Below are 16,680 nucleotides of genomic sequence, written 5' to 3'. Positions count from 1 at the left end.
TTTTTGACTTTCTCCGATTATTCATCCGATGCTAAATGTATATCTGTTTCTTTAATGTTCGCATATCTGCTTCAATGAAATTAATCTCCAGTCCCGTTCCGGAGGCTTTTGCCTTTGCTTGTTCAAGCATTGATGAAGTGTAATCTACTCCACAAATCTGTAATCAAGGTTAGAACATCTGTAATTTATCTACAAAACAAAGCAACATAAGCCTTTACCTTTACCTCTGTAAAATTAAAGAAATCTTTGAACATAGATAAAAACAGAAAAACAATGGAAAAAAGAATTGTCATGGTTACAGGCTCCGGTATGGGGATTGGACTTGCTTGTGCAGAAGCATTTGCCCGTGAAGGGGCAACCGTTATAATGGCGGATATTCAAAAGCCGGAAGAGCAGGCTCGAAAACTTATTGATGCCGGATATGATGCTGTAGCTTATCAATGTGACGTATCGGATGTGCAGGCAGTGAAGGAAATGATCGATTGGATAGTCTCGACATATGGACGCCTGGATGCAGCACTTAACAATGCAGGCATTCAAACACCGCAACGCCCGATGGCGGAAATTACGGACGATGAGTTTGACCGTACTGTTGCAGTCGACCTCAAAGGGGTATGGAACTGTATGAAATTCGAAATCGGGCAGATGCTAAAACAAGGAGGTGGAGCTATTGTCAATACCTCTTCGCAAGGAGGAGTAACAGCTTTCGCCGGACAGGCTGCCTATATTTCCTGTAAACATGGTGTTATTGGCATGACACGTACGGCAGCTATGGACTACGCAGCAAAAGGAATCCGGATCAATGCCGTTTGTCCGGGGGTAATACTTACTCCGATGGCAGAAGAATTAATACGTAGAAACCCGCAATTAGAAAAAGAACTGGTCCGTGATATACCGGCCGGACGTTTAGGTAAGCCGGAAGAGATAGCAGATGCAGTGTTGTGGCTCTGCAGTCCGGCCTCCAGTTTTGTGCATGGTCATGCTTTACTGGTAGACGGTGGCTTTACGATTCATTAAATCTACAAAAAACAACATCAAATAATAAGAAGAATATTGAACTTTTGAAAAATATGAAAAAAGTATTAGTCATATCATCAAGTCTCCGTTTGCGGAGTAACTCGGAAGCCTTGGCGGACGAATTTATCCGCGGGGCTGCCGAAGCGGGAAATGAAGTTGAGAAAATAACCCTAAAAGATAAGGAGATACATTTCTGTAAAGGCTGTCTCAACTGTCAGAAAACACAAAAATGTGTCATCAAAGATGATGCTCCTGACATCGTGGAAAAAATGCACGATGCCGATGTAATCGCATTCGCAACACCCATTTATTACTATGAAATGTGCGGACAGCTCAAAACATTGCTTGACCGTGCCAATCCGCTTTATCCTTCCGACTATCGTTTCCGTGATATTTACATGCTGACCAGCGCAGTGGAAAATGAGGAGTATGTACCGAAACGTGCTGTTGCAGGGCTCACTGGATGGATCGACTGTTTCGAAAAGGCTCGTCTTGCAGGAACGGTATTCGCCGGAGGGGTCAATGGACCGGGCGAAACCGAAAGTCATCCCGTGTTAAAGCAGGCATACGAAATGGGAAAGGCTGTCTGAAAATTTTTTATCTGCTAGCCACTTAGAGAGTGACTCCGGATTTGAAGATGGCAATTTCCCGGTATCCTTTCTTTTCGTTGTTTACGAAACGGCCTCCGGCGACCTCCAATATGAATCGGATAAACTGCTCGCTGAGGGTTTCCATCGATTCACCTTCCACCAACGTTCCGGCATTAAAATCAATCCAGCCGGGTTTGTTTTCCGATAGAGCGGTGTTTGTCGATATCTTGACAGTGGGGATAAACGTGCCGAAAGGTGTTCCGCGTCCGGTGGTGAAGAGTACCATGTGGCAACCGGAAGCCGCCAGTGCTGTGCTGGCCACCAGGTCATTGCCCGGGGCACTTAACAGGTTTAGTCCGCGGGTGGTTAGCCGGTCTCCGTACATGAGGACATCTTTTACTCCGGATTTGCCGGACTTTTGCGTGCATCCCAATGACTTTTCTTCCAGTGTGGAGATTCCTCCGGCTTTATTTCCCGGTGAGGGATTCTCGTAGACCGGCTGCTTGTTCTCCAGGAAGTAGGCTTTGAAATCGTTAATCAGACGGACGGTTTTGTTGAACAACTCTTCTGTCGTGCAACGGTTCATCAACAATGTTTCCGCACCGAACATTTCGGGGACTTCCGTCAGGACGGTTGTTCCTCCCTGTGCAACCAGAAAGTCGGAGAAGACACCCAGCAACGGATTGGCCGTGATGCCGGAGAAACCGTCCGAGCCACCGCATTTCAGTCCGACGCGCAGTTCGCTCATGGGAATGGCTGTCCGTTTATCGGCCGAGGCGATTGTGTATAATTCCCGCAGGATGTTCATTCCTTCTTCGTGTTCATCCTTTACCTGCTGGCAAATCATGAAACGGATGCGTTCGGTATCGTATTCTCCGAGAAATTCGCGGAAAGCATCTGGCTGATTGTTTTCACACCCCAGTCCGACGACTAACACGGCGCCGGCATTCGGATGCTTTGCCATGTTACGTAATATCTTACGGGTATTTTCGTGGTCGTTGCCTAATTGTGAACAACCGTAATTATGGGGGAAGGCGACGATGGCATCGACGTCTTTTCCCAAAGTTTCCTGCCGGAGCGTTTCTGCCAGTTGGTTTACGATGCCATTCACACAGCCTACCGTGGGAATAATCCATATCTCGTTACGGATTCCCACATCACCGTTCCTGCGACGGTAGCCGTTAAAGGTCAGACCTTTGTCGGGAATGTCCAAAGTCGTGTCCTGCGGTTGCCAGGTATAGTCCTGCAAACCTTCCAGATTCGTTTTGATATTCTTCTCGTTTACCAGGGAGCCTGTGGATATATCCTTCCGGGCATGTCCGATAGGGAAACCGTACTTGATGATGGACTCGCCTGTTTTAAAGTCTTGCAGCGCCACTTTGTGACCGGCCGGAATTTCTTCGCGGACAGTGACGGTGGTGGTTCCGACAGTTATATTATCTCCTGTCGATAGTGTATCGACGGCTACGACCACATTGTCGGCAGGGTTTATTTGGATCTGTTTTTTCATCGGAGAATCTCTTTTACGACTTCGCGCATTCCTTTTTCCTGAATGGCATCCAGGTAGTAGACTATTTTATCGGCCAGGCCGGGTATTTCGTTCAGGTTTTCTCCCCAAATATCTTCTGCTGCCAGGATTTTACCGGCAACTTCCTGCGTGGAGCCTGTCGCCCAGAGGGTATTCATCAGGGAGATGTTTTTCGGGTCGTCATTCGGAACGATTGCAGTTCCGTCTGTCCGGTTGCCACCTTTGTAGTAGGTTAAGATGGCTGCCAGTCCCAGGACGAGTCCTTCCGGAAGTTTTCCTTTCCGTTTCAGGTATTCTTTCAATCCCGGCAGGTCGCGTGTCTGGAATTTGGGGAAAGAGTTCAACATGATAGAAGTAACCTGATGGTCGACAAACGGGTTGTTGAAACGTTCCAATACATCATTGGCGAACTTTTCCAGTTCCGCTTTAGGTAGGTTCAATGTTTCCATCAGTTCCTCGAACATTACCTTACGGATGTATTTTCCAATGACTTCATCCTGACAGGCATCCCGCACGATGTCGATTCCCGACAGGAAGGCAACCGGCGACAGGACAGTGTGCGGGCCGTTCAGCAACGTCACTTTCCGTTCATGATACGGTGCTTCGGATGGAACAAACAGGACATTTAGTCCCGCTTTGTCGGCAGGAAATTCGTTGGCAATCTCCTGTGGCGCTTCGATAACCCATAGATGGAATATCTCAGCCTGCACCACCAGGTTATCGTTGTATTGCAGTTTCTCTTTGATCGCGTCGATGTCTTTGCGGGGGAAGCCGGGGACGATGCGGTCGACTAAAGTGGCATAAACGCCGCAGGCTTCTTCAAACCAATTCCTGAACTCTTCACCCAGTTGCCACAGGTCGATATACTGGTAAATTGTTTCTTTCAGTTTGTGTCCGTTCAGGAAGATGAGTTCGCAGGGAAAGATAATCAGACCTTTGCTTTTATCTCCGTTGAATGTTTTAAAGCGGTGGTATAATAACTGGGTCAGTTTGCCGGGATAGGAAGCTGCCGGAGCATCCTCCAACCGGCAGGCTGGGTCGAAAGTGATTCCGGCTTCGGTCGTATTGGAGATGACAAAACGCATTTCCGGTTGTTCCGCCAGCCGGATGAATGCCTCGAAATCCGTATAGGGATTCAGTGAACGGCTGATCACGTCGATCAGTTCAAGACTGTTGACGGTTTTGCCTTTATCCAGTCCCTGGAGGTTGACATGATACAGGTTGTCCTGCTTGTTCAACATATCGACCATCCCTTTTTCAATAGGCTGGACGACTACGACATTGCTGTTGAAATCTGCTTTTGCATTCATATTCCAGATAATCCAGTCTACAAATGCCCGGAGGAAGTTCCCCTCGCCAAACTGTATGATACGCTCCGGCCGGGTGATGACCGGAACGTTTTGTTTATTTAATTCTTTCATTTTACTTTTATCTGTTTACGACGAAGTTACGTATCTGGCATTCCGTACCGATGGAATCGGGATTCTTGTCTTTCGAGATGCGAAGTACCAGTTTATGGGTTGTGTCGTCTAATTCTGTTTCAAACATATATACCCAAGGGATATAAAGATATTTGCTCCATTGAGTGAAAGTATCCAACTTTTTGAATGGGGCACCGTCGATGCTGTATTCAAGGATGCCTGCTGTCGGGCCGGGCGTACAGAAGATACCGATTGCCTTTCCTGTGAAATCGAGTGTCAGTTTGTCTCCGGGACGGGTTGCTTCGAGCATCGGTACGTCTGCGAATCCTCTCCGTTTTTCGTATTTGTTGTCCGCCCGCCAGGAAGGAACGTATTTCCAGCCTTTATTCAGCTTCGCTTCTTTCAGGTCGATGAAATCACCTTTGTAATAACTGTATTCGTCGAGCGGTTCTTCCGGAATCTCATGGGCAACCACCGGGCTGTCGGGAGTAATTCCTTTCCACATGCTGTCGAACAGGTGGTTGATGGCTGCGGCATAGAATGTATGTCCGAACGGGAGCGGATGGGTTCCGCCGAACTGTTCCCAGGTGAACTCGCCGTCCTGCATCCGTTCGCCTATTTCCTGCACGAGGTTGACTGACGGGATGAGGTAATGGTTGGCTACCCGTTCATGGTTCAGGACTACGTCCGGCTGTTGCTTTTTCGCTACCATCGGGATAAACGGGTCGTAGATGAAATGCAACATGATAATGTCCATTTCAGGATTGCTCAGTAACGCATGACGTACTTCGCCTTCCATGCCGCGCACCTGTTCCAGTGGGGTAAAATAGTTGGTATGGTCGTTTACGGCTGCTTCAACGAATAGCAAATCTATCTTTCCTTTCGACAGCACGTCATTTTGCAGGCGGAAAGCCCCCGGTGTCGTACCGGTAGAACCGATGCCGGCTTCCACGAACTCGAATGTGGTATAGGGGAAACGTTGTTGCAGCTGCTTTTCAATCCTGTTCTTCCAACCGTTCATCTCCGTGATGGAACCGCCCAGGAAGGCGACGCGGCCTTTGCGTTCTTTCTCAAACTTGACGAATGAGTTTTGCAGGCTGCCGCGCACATTGTAATGCAGGTACTTTTCATATTCCGGCTGATGGCGGAGTATAAAGTCCACGACCGGTTCCGGGTTTTCGAGGCTGTGCGGATGGTGGTCCACACCCGGTTTGATAATCACTTCAACCGGTCCTCCCAGTGCCAGGTAACGGGAACGGACTACGTCCATATTGTCTTTAAAAGGAACAGTTTTGTCGCTATCTCCGCAAACGCTGATGATAGGGATACCTGCTTTAGCCAATGGTTCCAGGTTGTCAATCGGGTTGCCTTTGAACGAATTCATGTCTTCATCCGTCAGGTTCCATTCCTTCAACAGGTCGTTCCATAATGCTGCATTTTTTCTTCCCGGCCAGCTGAACACGTCGCAGACGGGAGCGTCGATATAGATACAGGCTATTTTGTCTGTATTCTTAGCGGCCCAGTTCAACGCATACAGTCCGCCACGGCTGAATCCTTCCAGGGTTACTTTCGGTGAAAGTCCGTAGTAGTTTTTTATGTAGTTATAGAAGTCCGTACCCCATGCAACGGCACGCGGGTTGCCGTAACAGTGTGTCACATCATAATAGGCAACATGGAATCCTTTTTCCAGCAGGGCCTTATCTACGCTGGGGAAAGCGTTGAAGAAGGCGGGACGCCAAATCCACGGATTCCCTTTGGCTGCCTGTTTCGGCACGACGACGATTGCGTCACGTCCTTTAAACTGAAAGTCGTAGCGGTCGCATCCGTTCCACTCGCTTTTGAAACCGGGAAAGGCCTGCATCCGGTGAGATGATTCCTGTCCGGTGATTGCCTTGTACACCGTTTCCGCAATCTTATGTGCTCCGACAGGGTCGGGATGCACGTTGTCAGGAAAATGCTCTTTCATACCGCTTAGAGCCGTGTGTAAATCGATGACCGGTAATTTGTTTCTTTTCGCAACCTGGTCGATTACAGGGATAACGCCATGTTCGATAATACTGTCGTTAATACTGTATTGTACCTGGTAGGCTTTGGGGGGATAACACAGGTAGATTTTCGGCTTGGACGGTATCGCCTTGAAGGCGCTGACCATTGTCTGAATATCCTTGGGCAGGTCTGCCTTGTATTTCCAGTTGAACGATTTGGAATCGTTTGTGCCCAATTTGATAACGACGATGTCCGGATTGTACTTTAAGGCATCCTGAAACATCTGCTCTTTCATGTACGGATGATCGCCTTTCATCAGCATGGTGCGGGCACTGAACCCGAAGTTGCGGACTTCATAACCCCGTCCGAGCATTTGCCCGAGCACTGACGGATAACTATCACGGTCGCGGTTCGCAATACCAGCTCCGAAAGTAATACTGTTTCCTACACAAGCAACCCGAATCACTTCGGTAGCCTCCTGCGCCCAGCCGTTCAGGCCGGCGATTAAAATAAATACAATTAGATTGATTAGCTTTTTCATGGTAACTTATCTCGATTCATGATTATTGTTAGAGAAACCTTGCGAAGATAATGAATTTTTTGATATCTCAGAACTCTACAAGAATACGAAATACTTTCCCCGGGTCGGCACTCCATTCCTGCATGGCTGTCAGCGCCTCTTCGGGTGTTACTATTCTGGAAATTAAGTCTTCACGCGGACAACTGTCCTGTTGGAGATAACGGACTACGGCCCTGAAATCTTCCGGCAGTGCATTGCGCGAACCCCGTATATCCAGTTCTTTCTGCACGAAGTATTTGGTCTGGAAAGTCACTTCGCTTTTGGCATAACCGATGCATACCACCCGGCCGGTGAATGCGACTTCATTCACTGCCGTTACATATGTGGCTGGACTTCCAACGGCTTCGAAGACTACGTCCGGTCCCAGCCCATCCGTCATTTCCAGCAAACGTTCATGCACATTCTCCGTGCGTGAATTGATGGTGTAACGGGCACCGATACGTTTGGCCAGTTCCAGCTTATCGTCATCCAGGTCCATCGCGATGATGGTGGCTCCCCGCAGGGCGGCACGTACGATTGCTCCGCAGCCAATCATTCCGCAGCCGATTACCAGGACTGTGTCGATATCGGTCACCTGTCCGCGGGAGACGGCATGGAAACCGACGCTCATCGGCTCAATCAGGGCACAGTCGCGGGGAGAAATGCCGGCTGCCGGGATGACCTTCTGCCAGGGGAGCGACAGGTATTCGCCCATGGCACCGTTGCGTTGTACGCCGAACGTCTCATTATGTTCGCAGGCATTTACCTGTCCGTTGCGGCAGGCGGCACATGTACCGCAGTTGGTGTAAGGGTTGACAGTTACACTCATGCCCGGCTCGAATCCGGCGGGGACGTCCGGGCCGATAGCTTCGATTACGGCTCCGACTTCATGTCCGGGAATGACAGGGAGTTTTACCATCGGGTTACGTCCCAGGAATGTGTTCAGGTCGGAACCGCAGAATCCGACAAACTTGATTTTCAGAAGAACTTCACCGCTCTTTGCTTCCGGTTTCGCTATATCGACCACCTGCAATGCTGAGGGAGCGGGAATTTGTATTGCTTTCATATACATTATATATTACTAATTAATCGACTACTTTATAGCCTTTCCATCCGTAGTAAGCACAGAAAAGGAAGCAAACCTGCGGAATGAGATAAGCGGTATAATAGATAGCTTCGAAATGATGCATCACATAGGCTGTCAACTGGGGCAGGCAGGCGTTTCCTACAATCGCCATGACAAGAAAAGCCGCTCCGCTCTTGGTGTTGTCTCCCAGGTCTTTCAGTGCCAGCGAGAACTGTGTCGGGTACATGATCGACATGAAGAACGAGACAGCCAGCATGGCATACAGTCCGATCGTGCCGCCGCATAATGCAATCACACCGCAGAGTATGACATTCAGCAGGGCATAGACCAGCAGCATATCCTGCGGACGGAATTTAACCATCAGCAACGTTCCTATCCAACGTCCCAGAAGGAAAGCCAGCATATACAGGCCGAAGAAAGTCGTTGCCACGGATTCCGATAAACCGGCATAACTGCAACAGTACACCAGAAACAGGCTGTTGATGGCCGTCTGTCCCCCGTTGTAGAAGAACTGTGCAATCACCCCCCAGCGCAAATGCGAACGTTTCAAAACGCTGAAATCTATCAGCTTTCCGTCTTTGTCCTTTCCGCTGTGTTCCTCATCCTGTATCCGGGGCAGTTTGGAGACGATGAATACAACCGCGATGATGATTAATAAAAGTGCTAATATAAGATACGGTTGCTTCATCGAATCCGTTTCAAACTGTATATAGGCTTCCCAGCCGCCGGGATAATCGGCGGGCAGGGTGGTCCGGGTATAGTGTTCTCCGCTCAATACCAACTTACTGAGAAACATGGCGGCGATAAATGCCCCCAACCCGTTGAACGACTGGGCCAGGTTTAGCCTGCGTGGTGCCGTCTCCGGATTCCCCAGAGCCGTAACATAAGGGTTGGCGGCTGTTTCAAGGAAACACATGCCGGTTGCGATGATAAAGAAGATTGTCAGGTACGCCCAATATTCTTTCAGCATGGCTGCCGGGAAAAACAGTAATCCTCCGAAAGCGGCCAGCAACAGTCCGAAGATGATACCGGCCTTGTAGCTGTACCGCTTCATGAACATGGCAATCGGTATCGGGAAGATAAAGTAAGCCAGCCAGTAGGCCGTTTCGGTGAAAGAGGCTTCGAACGTATTTAGTTCGCAGGTTTTCATCAATTGTCTGATCATGGTAGGCAGCAGGTTGCTGCTGATTGCCCACAGGAAGAAAAGGCTGAATATCAGTGCCAGTGGCAAGGCGTAATTCTTTTGTTTCATACTATATCGTGTTAGGGTGTGTTTACTCGGACATGTTTTTAATATAAGGTAACTCGATTAACTGTTTGAAGCCGTAGAAGGCGGCGGCATTTTCTCCCAGGAAAAGGTCTTTCTCCCGTTCCGTCAGTTCATCGGTTTTCAGGATAAAGTCGTACGACATTTTATAGGTAATAGCCGTAATCGTTCGGGGATAATCCGAACCCCACATCAGTTTATCCATGCCGGCCAGGTCTGCCGCCTCGCGTATCGCTTTGACGGCCCCGTGGAAAGGATAAAACTCATCGTTGAATAACCAGGTAATACCTCCGGATTCAATACGTACATTCGGGTAACGGGCCAGGCGAATCTGCGCCAACCAGTTCGGCCGGGTAACCATACCGAAATGTCCGATTGCAATTCGTAATCCGGGGCATTCCTGTATCACCTCTTCTAATTCACCGGTCTGGACGTCGCCATCGGCCAAATCGATGGAGAGGAGCATATCATTGTTTTCCATAAAATGGAACATTTCCATCATCTCGTTGCAGTTCAGCCAGACGCGCCCTTCTTCGAGCAACAGGCGTTGGGCGGGAATTTTGATTGCCCTGAATCCGCGTGCCGCCAATTCACGTGCCTGTGCCAAATAGCCGGGACGGCGAAATTCACAGAGGCCGCATACGAAGAAGCGGTCCGGGTACTGCTTAACAACTTCCAGCAGATAATCATTTTGCAGGCCGTCGATAAACTCCTGCGTGATGACGGCAGCCGAGACCAGTGCATAATCCATGTTTGACAGGAATATCTCAGCCGTGTTCCTGCCGTCGGTGATAAACGGAGGAACCATCTGCCGGATTTCGCCCATGAAGAGCGAACGTCCGTTGGTCAGCGTCCGTATCGGCATCCCGTCGACTACCGTGTCCTGCCGGAGCCAGAGATGTGAGTGGGCATCTATAATCTTTCTGTTCATGGTATTTTCTTTAAAGGTTATTTCTTTTCCGGTTTAAGAATTGGACCAGCTGACCCGTTTCTGGTCGCCGATGATTTCCTGAACTTCGCGCACCAGCTCCCAGTCGATGGGTTCTTCTATGTATTGGATATTTTTCCTGACATTATCCGGATTGGCGGAACTGAATAGGGTGGTCGCTATCCGCGGACTACTTACGGAATATTGCATGGCCAGCTTTTCTATCGGATAACCTTTCGAAGCGCAATGTTGTACTGCTTTCCGGCAGGCTTCTACCAATGCCGCCGGCGCCGGATGCCAGTCGGGAACGCCTCGTTGTGACAGTAATCCCATCGAAAGGGGGGAGGCGTTGATGATGCCAATCTGTTTCGATTCGAAATAGTCGAAATAATCAGCCAGCTTATCGTCGTTCAAGCAATAGTGGCAGAAATTGAGGATGGTTTCGACCGTACCTTCGGGCACACGGTCGATTACCCATTGCAGGTTTTCCAGTTGCAGGTCGGTGATGCCGACGTGTTTTACAATCCCTTTGTCCCGTAATTCGACCAATGCCGGCAATGTCTCGTTCACCACCTGGTTGAGGTCGGCAAATTCGATGTCGTGAACGTTGATCAGGTCAATATAGTCCAAGTGCAGGCGTTCCATACTTTCGTAAACGCTTTCGGTGGCCCGCTGGGCAGAATAATCCCAGGTGTTCATGCCGTCTTTACCGTAACGGCCTACTTTAGTCGACAGCAGGAAATGGTCGCGCGGAATATCTTTTAGCGCTTTTCCTAATACTGTCTCTGCCTTGTAATGCCCATAATAAGGGGAAACGTCGATAAAGTTCATTCCGTTTTCAATAGCAGTGAATACAGCTTTGATGCTTTCCGCTTCACGAGTTTCGTGAAATACGCTTCCCAGGGAGGAAGCTCCAAAACTTAGTACGGGAACTTTCATCCCGGTTTTTCCGCAATATGAGTACTTCATGGTTTAAATAGATTGAGTTTGCAATAGTCCAAAAGTATAGCTTTTATGTATTGATAATAACCGCTTTGTGCATAAAAATCTACGCAAAGGTTTGCGTGGTAGGTCCTGTCGGATATAAACGGCTCGATGTCGGTATACGATGCATCTATCTCGGAGGTAATCGCTTGTATCTGCCGGAAAAAATATATATTTGTCGGACCTAATCGGATTTGTGATGCCTAAGAAAAGACACATATCATTGAAAGACCTGGCGAAGGAGCTGGGTGTTTCCGTTTCTACCGTATCCCGTGCGTTGAACGACAGTTACGAGATCGGTCCCGAGATGAGGGAGCGTGTGAAGGCGCTTGCCGAGGAATGGAATTACCGTCCGAACCCGTTTGCCCTTAGTTTGCTGAAGAATACGCCCCGTATTATCGGCATTATCGTGCCGGATATTGTCACTCATTTCTATTCGTCCATAATCAGCGGTATCAATGATGTGGCGCGCAAGAACGGGTATTCGGTCATTATCACTTCTTCGTATGAGCAATATGAGCAGGAGCAACATTGTGTGGAAGACTTGGTGAATATGCGGGTGGAGGGTATGCTGGCCTGCCTTTCGCAGGAAACGACCGATTATGCCCATTTCCTTTCATTGGAAGATATGGATATCCCGCTGGTCTTTTTCGACCGTGTCTGCCTCACGAATGCGATTCCTTCGGTGGTGGCCGACAATCAGGAATCGGCAAGGGTGGCTACCAGCCATTTATTGGAATCCGGTTCGAAGCGGGTGGCCTTTCTGGGTGGTTCCGATCATTTGGCTATTGTGCGGCAACGCCGGGACGGGTATATAGAAGCCTTGAAAGAACATGGCTTGCCTGTTGAAGAAGAACTGGTCGTTTGTAAGAAAATGACTTACGAGGAAGGACGTGAAGGATGCCGGCAATTGCTTTCATTGCCGGAACCGCCTGATGCAATCCTGGCAATGAATGACACATTGGCCTTTGCCGCCATGAAAGAAATCAAGAAACATCATCTCCGCATACCGGCCGATATCGCCCTGATCGGTTATACCGACGAACTTCATTCCAACTACGTGGAACCGGCATTGACAGCCGTTACCCATCAGACCTATAAGATGGGAGAGGAATGTTGCAACCTGCTTCTCAAGCAAATCAAGAAACGGGAGAAACCACGGCAGATTGTCGTTCCCACCCATTTATCGATACGGGAGACTTCGGTTAAGAAGCCTGGTTCTGTTTCTCGAAATCCTTAGGCGTTACCCCGAACTGTTTCAGGAATATCTTGCTGAAATAGGAGGGGGAGTTGATTCCTACCAGATAACATATTTCGCCAATCCGGTGTTTGCCGTCCAGAATCAGCTCTGCCGCTTTTTTCAGACGGATGAGGCGGATGAAGTCGTTCGGCGACAGGCCGGAGAGGACTTTTATCTTACGTAACAGGCTGGAACGGCTCAGGCAGAGTATCTCTGCCAGTTTCTCCACACCGAAGTTTTCATCGGTGATATTTTCATGGATGATGGCTATAATCTTGTCCATAAATTCCTTGTCAGCCTTGTTCATCTGCATGTTGTTGACCGGGAAGAACGGGCGTTTGGAGAAAGCCTCGCGTTCTTTCTGGCGGTTGTTCAGCAGGGAGAATATCTGTGTTGTCAGGTAATTGAAAGAGAAAGGTTTCTCCACGTATGCCTCCGCCCCCAGGCGCAGACCGTTGATTTTGCTGTCGAGGTCGTTCTTGGCGGTCAGGAAGATGACGGGGATATGGCTCAGTTCGATATCGGCTTTCATCTCTTTACATAGTTCGAGGCCGTTCATCACAGGCATCATAATGTCGCTGACGACAATATCGATATGATGATTGCGCAGGATTTCCAAAGCTGCCTTTCCGTCGGGGGCCGTCTCCGTAACAAACATCTCTTGCAGTTTCTCTGCCAGGAACGAACGCATGGTATCGTTATCTTCCACCAACAGGAGCGTATAGTTGCGGCCTTCCGCATTGACGGTTGTCCCTTCTTCGGGAAATATGAATTCTTCCTGAATAACGGAGTTTTCCTGTTGCCGCACTTTCTCCTGGGCAAGAGGCAGGGTCAGGACAAACGAATTGTCGCTATTTTCGGTATCCAGCCAGAGTTTGCCAGAATGAAGCATGGCCAGCGAACGGGCCAGTGGCAAGCCGATACCGGCGCCTGTCGTTGCCCCTTCTTTCTTATTGATCTGATAAAAAGGTTCGAATATCTGTTGGCTGAGTTCGGCAGGTATCCGGTTTCCGTCGCTGGTGACGCGGATACTGAAGGTGGTCTCTTCACGCCTCAGCTCGATATGAATGGTATAGGCCGAATATTTGAGTGCATTGTTCAACAGGTTGCTCAATATCTTGGTAACGGCTTCGCGGTCGATAGCTGCTGTGATTTCTTCTTCGGGAATATCGACCGATAATTTCTTATCCTGTTGGACGATGGTCGGCTCGAAGCGCAGGATGGTGTCTTTCAGCAGTGTCGTAACATTGGTCCAGGCAAAATCCATCTTGAATTTGTTGGCCCCGATCTTCCGGAAGTCGAGTAGCTGGCCGGTCAGTTCGAGCAGGCGCTTGGTGTTTTGGGCGATTACGGTCAGGTTACGCGTGATTTTGCTGTCCTGGATATTCATGTCGAGGATTGTTTCCAGCGGACCGTTGATCAGTGTCAGCGGCGTGCGCACTTCATGGGCTATCTCCGTAAAGAATTCTACCTTAGCCTCATAGAGTTCCTTCTCTTTTTCTATCTCGAAGAGTTTCTGTTTCTCTTCCATCTGCCGTTCCTTACGGCGTTTGTACCAGCGGAACCAGCCGTATATCAGGCAGAGTACAAGGATCGCATAAACGGCATAAGCCCAGGAGGATAGCCACCAGGGAGGAAGAATGACGATACGGAGTGAGGTAACCGGCTGGTTATCGTCTTCAATCTCAGCTTTTACCAGGAGCGTATAGTTGCCCGGGGGCAGTTTGGCATACGAAATATTCTGGTTATTACTGGTTTTTACCCAATCTTTGTCCAGCGGGTCCATTTTGTAGTAACATTCCTTGCTACGGGCAGATGAATAAGAGGGCAATGCTATATCGAAACTGATATTCGACTGGTCGTACGGCAAGGTAATCCGGTCGGTATGCAGGATGCTTTTGCTCAACGGAGAGTTGGGGGTATGTACGGTTACTTCCTTATTATATATGCTGAACTTCGTGATATAGACCGGAGGAATGGAGTCGGTCCGCTGGTCGTCATCCGGATTGAAAGCGATCAGTCCGTCGATCGTTCCGAAGTAGAATTTGCCGTTGCTCGCTTTGAGTCCCGAATTATAATTGAACTGGTTGCCGACTAAACCGTCGCGGGTAGTGAATACACGGATATCCCCGGTTTCCGGTTTGAACTTGACGAGCCCCTGGTTGGTCCCGAACCAGAAATAATGATTTTTATCTTCCAGTATTTTATAAGCTACATCGTCAGGTAGGCCCTGTTCTTTGGAGAACGTGGTGAAGTTGTCATCCGCCTCGTTGTACCGGCAGATGCCACCCCGGTCGGTAGAGAACCATATCTGTCCTCTGCTGTCTTCCATGATGGAACTGACGGAGTTTGAACTCAGGCTGGCAGGGTCCTGAGTGTCATTGACATATTTTTTATAAGAATCATCTTTCGGATTGTATTTCCATACACCGCTCCCCATCGAGGCAAGCCATATCTGTCCTTTTTTATCTTCCAGCATGCATACGATCCAATCGAGCCCGATCTCCGGTATCCGGGTAAAATCGAACGAGCCGGCTTCTGCCCTGGATAACCCCCAGGCATTTCCTACCCAAAGACGGCCCCGGCTATCGATCAACTGGGAATATACGCTTTCTTCGTCAAGATTTAATTGCTGGTGGTTGAGATGTTTGATCGAATGGTTGGATATATCTATGATATCAAGCCCGTATTTAAACAAACCGCAATATATTTTGCCGTCGTACATACTCATGGACTGGGTCATGAGATGGCTTTTCCTGTCGGATTCCGGATAGTTGATCTGTGTCACTTCTCCGGTTGCTGGATTCAGAATGTTGATACCGTTATCTTCCGTCCCAACCCAGATGTTGCCGTCTGGGTCTTCCGCCAGTTCGCGGATACGGCGGGTATTCAGCGAATTTTCCGAACTGGAAGGGACGAACCTTTCAAACAATAGTTTGTAGTTCGGTAAATGGTTGACTCCGCCGAATTTGGTGCCGAGCCAGATACCTCCTTCCCTGTCTTTATAGATACAGAAAATAATATTGTCGGAAAGGCTGTACGAATGCATCAGGTCTTCCTGGAGATGGGTTACTTTTTGGGATTGTTCGTCAACGATGAACAGTCCGGCATGCGTGCAGACCCAAAGGTTATTCTGATCGTAACAGACCACGTCGCGTAAGATGGTGTGATGCACTCCCGGGGCGTTGACTGTTTGCAGGGTATTTGTCTTGGGATTGTACTTTTTCAGTTCTCCGTCATGGATAGCCAGTGCGATCCAATCGCCGTAATCGCACATAGAGAAGATGTGGGCACCCATCAGGGTGTTGCCATCCTTGTCAGTATGATGCTGAATGAAGGAGTCTGTTTGCGGATTATAGAGGAACAGGCCGACACCGGCTGTCCCGATCCAGACTTCTCCGTTTTCCCTGACGCAGATGGCGCCGGGGCTTTCCCGTTTGATATTATCTTTGTTGGTGATAGCGTAATAATATAATTTTTCGTCTTTGTAACGGAAGACGCCCTGGTCGGGAATCAGTATCCAGGTATTACCGGAATGGTCGGAGGTGATTTTGGCAACCCAGTTACCCATCTGCTCCCCGTTTTCGGTTTTCTGGTCTATAAACGTGAACAGGTCGTATACAGGGTCATAGATATATACTCCCCGGTCTGTCCCTACCCATAGTTTTCTGTTCTCGTCTTCAAAAAGGGCGGAGATGTTGTGATCGCCTTTTCCGGCAATATAATCATCGCAATTGATCGTTTGGATAGAAGTACCATCATACCGGTTCAGTCCGTTTTTGGTGCCGAACCACATAAAACCGTAACTATCCTGTAGTATTACTTTTACCTGGCTTTCCGACAAACCGTCTGCACTCGAAATATGCGAAAAGTAATAGTTGAACGATTTTCTGTTTGCGGCATATAGCTCGGACAGACAGATAATCATCAGGAGAAGATATAGTATAGATTTTCTCATAAAGACAGCCTGTAAAATGTTGTATGTTTTCTTCATACAAAGATGATGAAAAAAAACGTAGAACCAAATATCGTACGAAATCATTTCCGCAATACCTCTGTTTTTACTGTAACTT

At 48.7% G+C, this 16,680-nt stretch carries 11 protein-coding genes and 1 pseudogene; 3 read left to right on the top strand and 9 right to left on the bottom strand.

Annotation, left to right across the window (positions count from 1 at the left end; all coding sequences use genetic code 11):
* Positions 1-43 precede the first annotated feature (43 nt).
* Positions 44-157 (bottom strand): annotated as a pseudogene (locus HMPREF1535_RS26200) (class I SAM-dependent methyltransferase); the annotation flags it as partial.
* A gap of 116 nt (positions 158-273) precedes the next feature.
* Here HMPREF1535_RS26200 and HMPREF1535_RS06910 point away from each other — a divergent pair.
* Both HMPREF1535_RS06910 and HMPREF1535_RS06905 read left to right on the top strand, forming a co-directional pair.
* Positions 274-1,017, top strand: coding sequence for an SDR family NAD(P)-dependent oxidoreductase (locus HMPREF1535_RS06910; protein WP_009860765.1), 744 nt, complete (start codon positions 274-276; stop codon positions 1,015-1,017).
* A 53-nt stretch (positions 1,018-1,070) separates the two neighbouring features.
* A complete protein-coding gene (locus tag HMPREF1535_RS06905) occupies positions 1,071-1,607 on the top strand; it encodes a flavodoxin family protein (protein WP_046145681.1) in 537 nt (178 codons plus the stop codon).
* 22 nt (positions 1,608-1,629) lie between these two features.
* Here the strand turns inward: HMPREF1535_RS06905 and HMPREF1535_RS06900 are convergent, their stop codons facing one another.
* The 7 genes from HMPREF1535_RS06900 to HMPREF1535_RS06870 all read right to left on the bottom strand — a co-directional run bounded on the left by HMPREF1535_RS06900 (position 1,630) and on the right by HMPREF1535_RS06870 (position 11,352).
* Positions 1,630-3,117: a UxaA family hydrolase gene (locus HMPREF1535_RS06900; protein WP_046145680.1), complete on the bottom strand. Its 1,488-nt coding sequence runs from the start codon at positions 3,115-3,117 to the stop codon at positions 1,630-1,632.
* Complete coding sequence (locus HMPREF1535_RS06895) at positions 3,114-4,556, bottom strand: tagaturonate reductase (protein ID WP_046145679.1); 1,443 nt, start codon at positions 4,554-4,556, stop codon at positions 3,114-3,116. Before HMPREF1535_RS06895 ends, HMPREF1535_RS06900 begins: the two co-directional genes overlap by 4 nt.
* A 7-nt stretch (positions 4,557-4,563) precedes the next feature.
* A complete protein-coding gene (locus HMPREF1535_RS06890) occupies positions 4,564-7,083 on the bottom strand; it encodes an alpha/beta fold hydrolase (RefSeq protein ID WP_046145678.1) in 2,520 nt (839 codons plus the stop codon).
* Between the two features lie 67 nt (positions 7,084-7,150).
* Positions 7,151-8,167, bottom strand: a complete 1,017-nt coding sequence (locus HMPREF1535_RS06885; protein ID WP_046146446.1) for a zinc-binding alcohol dehydrogenase family protein — start codon at positions 8,165-8,167, stop codon at positions 7,151-7,153.
* Between the two features lie 19 nt (positions 8,168-8,186).
* Complete coding sequence (gene fucP / locus HMPREF1535_RS06880) at positions 8,187-9,440, bottom strand: L-fucose:H+ symporter permease (RefSeq protein ID WP_046145677.1); 1,254 nt, start codon at positions 9,438-9,440, stop codon at positions 8,187-8,189.
* 22 nt (positions 9,441-9,462) lie between these two features.
* Entirely contained in the window at positions 9,463-10,386 is a 924-nt protein-coding gene (locus HMPREF1535_RS06875) for an amidohydrolase family protein (RefSeq protein WP_046145676.1), read from the bottom strand.
* Positions 10,387-10,419: 33 nt separating this feature from the next.
* Complete coding sequence (locus HMPREF1535_RS06870) at positions 10,420-11,352, bottom strand: aldo/keto reductase (RefSeq protein ID WP_046145675.1); 933 nt, start codon at positions 11,350-11,352, stop codon at positions 10,420-10,422.
* Positions 11,353-11,566: 214 nt separating this feature from the next.
* Between HMPREF1535_RS06870 and HMPREF1535_RS06865 the strand changes: the two genes are divergently transcribed.
* Positions 11,567-12,607, top strand: a complete 1,041-nt coding sequence (locus tag HMPREF1535_RS06865) for a LacI family DNA-binding transcriptional regulator (RefSeq protein ID WP_046145674.1) — start codon at positions 11,567-11,569, stop codon at positions 12,605-12,607.
* Here HMPREF1535_RS06865 and HMPREF1535_RS06860 read toward each other — a convergent pair.
* Positions 12,573-16,565, bottom strand: a complete 3,993-nt coding sequence (locus HMPREF1535_RS06860) for a hybrid sensor histidine kinase/response regulator transcription factor (RefSeq protein ID WP_187386420.1) — start codon at positions 16,563-16,565, stop codon at positions 12,573-12,575. The two genes, HMPREF1535_RS06865 and HMPREF1535_RS06860, sit on opposite strands and share 35 nt — an antisense overlap.
* Positions 16,566-16,680 lie beyond the last annotated feature (115 nt).

The sequence above is a fragment of the Parabacteroides goldsteinii DSM 19448 = WAL 12034 genome (assembly GCF_000969835.1).
Classification (GTDB): domain Bacteria; phylum Bacteroidota; class Bacteroidia; order Bacteroidales; family Tannerellaceae; genus Parabacteroides; species Parabacteroides goldsteinii.
This window is presented reverse-complemented; position numbering and strand designations above follow the sequence as displayed.

Excerpts from the sequence above, each read along its gene's own strand:
- HMPREF1535_RS06895 (WP_046145679.1), bottom strand. The coding sequence starts at position 4,556 with ATGAAAGAATTAAATAAACAAAACGTTCCGGTCATCACCCGGCCGGAG.
- HMPREF1535_RS06860 (WP_187386420.1), bottom strand. The coding sequence starts at position 16,565 with ATGAGAAAATCTATACTATATCTTCTCCTGATGATTATCTGTCTGTCC.
- fucP (WP_046145677.1), bottom strand. The coding sequence starts at position 9,440 with ATGAAACAAAAGAATTACGCCTTGCCACTGGCACTGATATTCAGCCTT.
- HMPREF1535_RS06910 (WP_009860765.1), top strand. The coding sequence starts at position 274 with ATGGAAAAAAGAATTGTCATGGTTACAGGCTCCGGTATGGGGATTGGA.
- HMPREF1535_RS06900 (WP_046145680.1), bottom strand. The coding sequence starts at position 3,117 with ATGAAAAAACAGATCCAAATAAACCCTGCCGACAATGTGGTCGTAGCC.
- HMPREF1535_RS06870 (WP_046145675.1), bottom strand. The coding sequence starts at position 11,352 with ATGAAGTACTCATATTGCGGAAAAACCGGGATGAAAGTTCCCGTACTA.
- HMPREF1535_RS06885 (WP_046146446.1), bottom strand. The coding sequence starts at position 8,167 with ATGAAAGCAATACAAATTCCCGCTCCCTCAGCATTGCAGGTGGTCGAT.
- HMPREF1535_RS06890 (WP_046145678.1), bottom strand. The coding sequence starts at position 7,083 with ATGAAAAAGCTAATCAATCTAATTGTATTTATTTTAATCGCCGGCCTG.
- HMPREF1535_RS06905 (WP_046145681.1), top strand. The coding sequence starts at position 1,071 with ATGAAAAAAGTATTAGTCATATCATCAAGTCTCCGTTTGCGGAGTAAC.
- HMPREF1535_RS06875 (WP_046145676.1), bottom strand. The coding sequence starts at position 10,386 with ATGAACAGAAAGATTATAGATGCCCACTCACATCTCTGGCTCCGGCAG.
- HMPREF1535_RS06865 (WP_046145674.1), top strand. The coding sequence starts at position 11,567 with ATGCCTAAGAAAAGACACATATCATTGAAAGACCTGGCGAAGGAGCTG.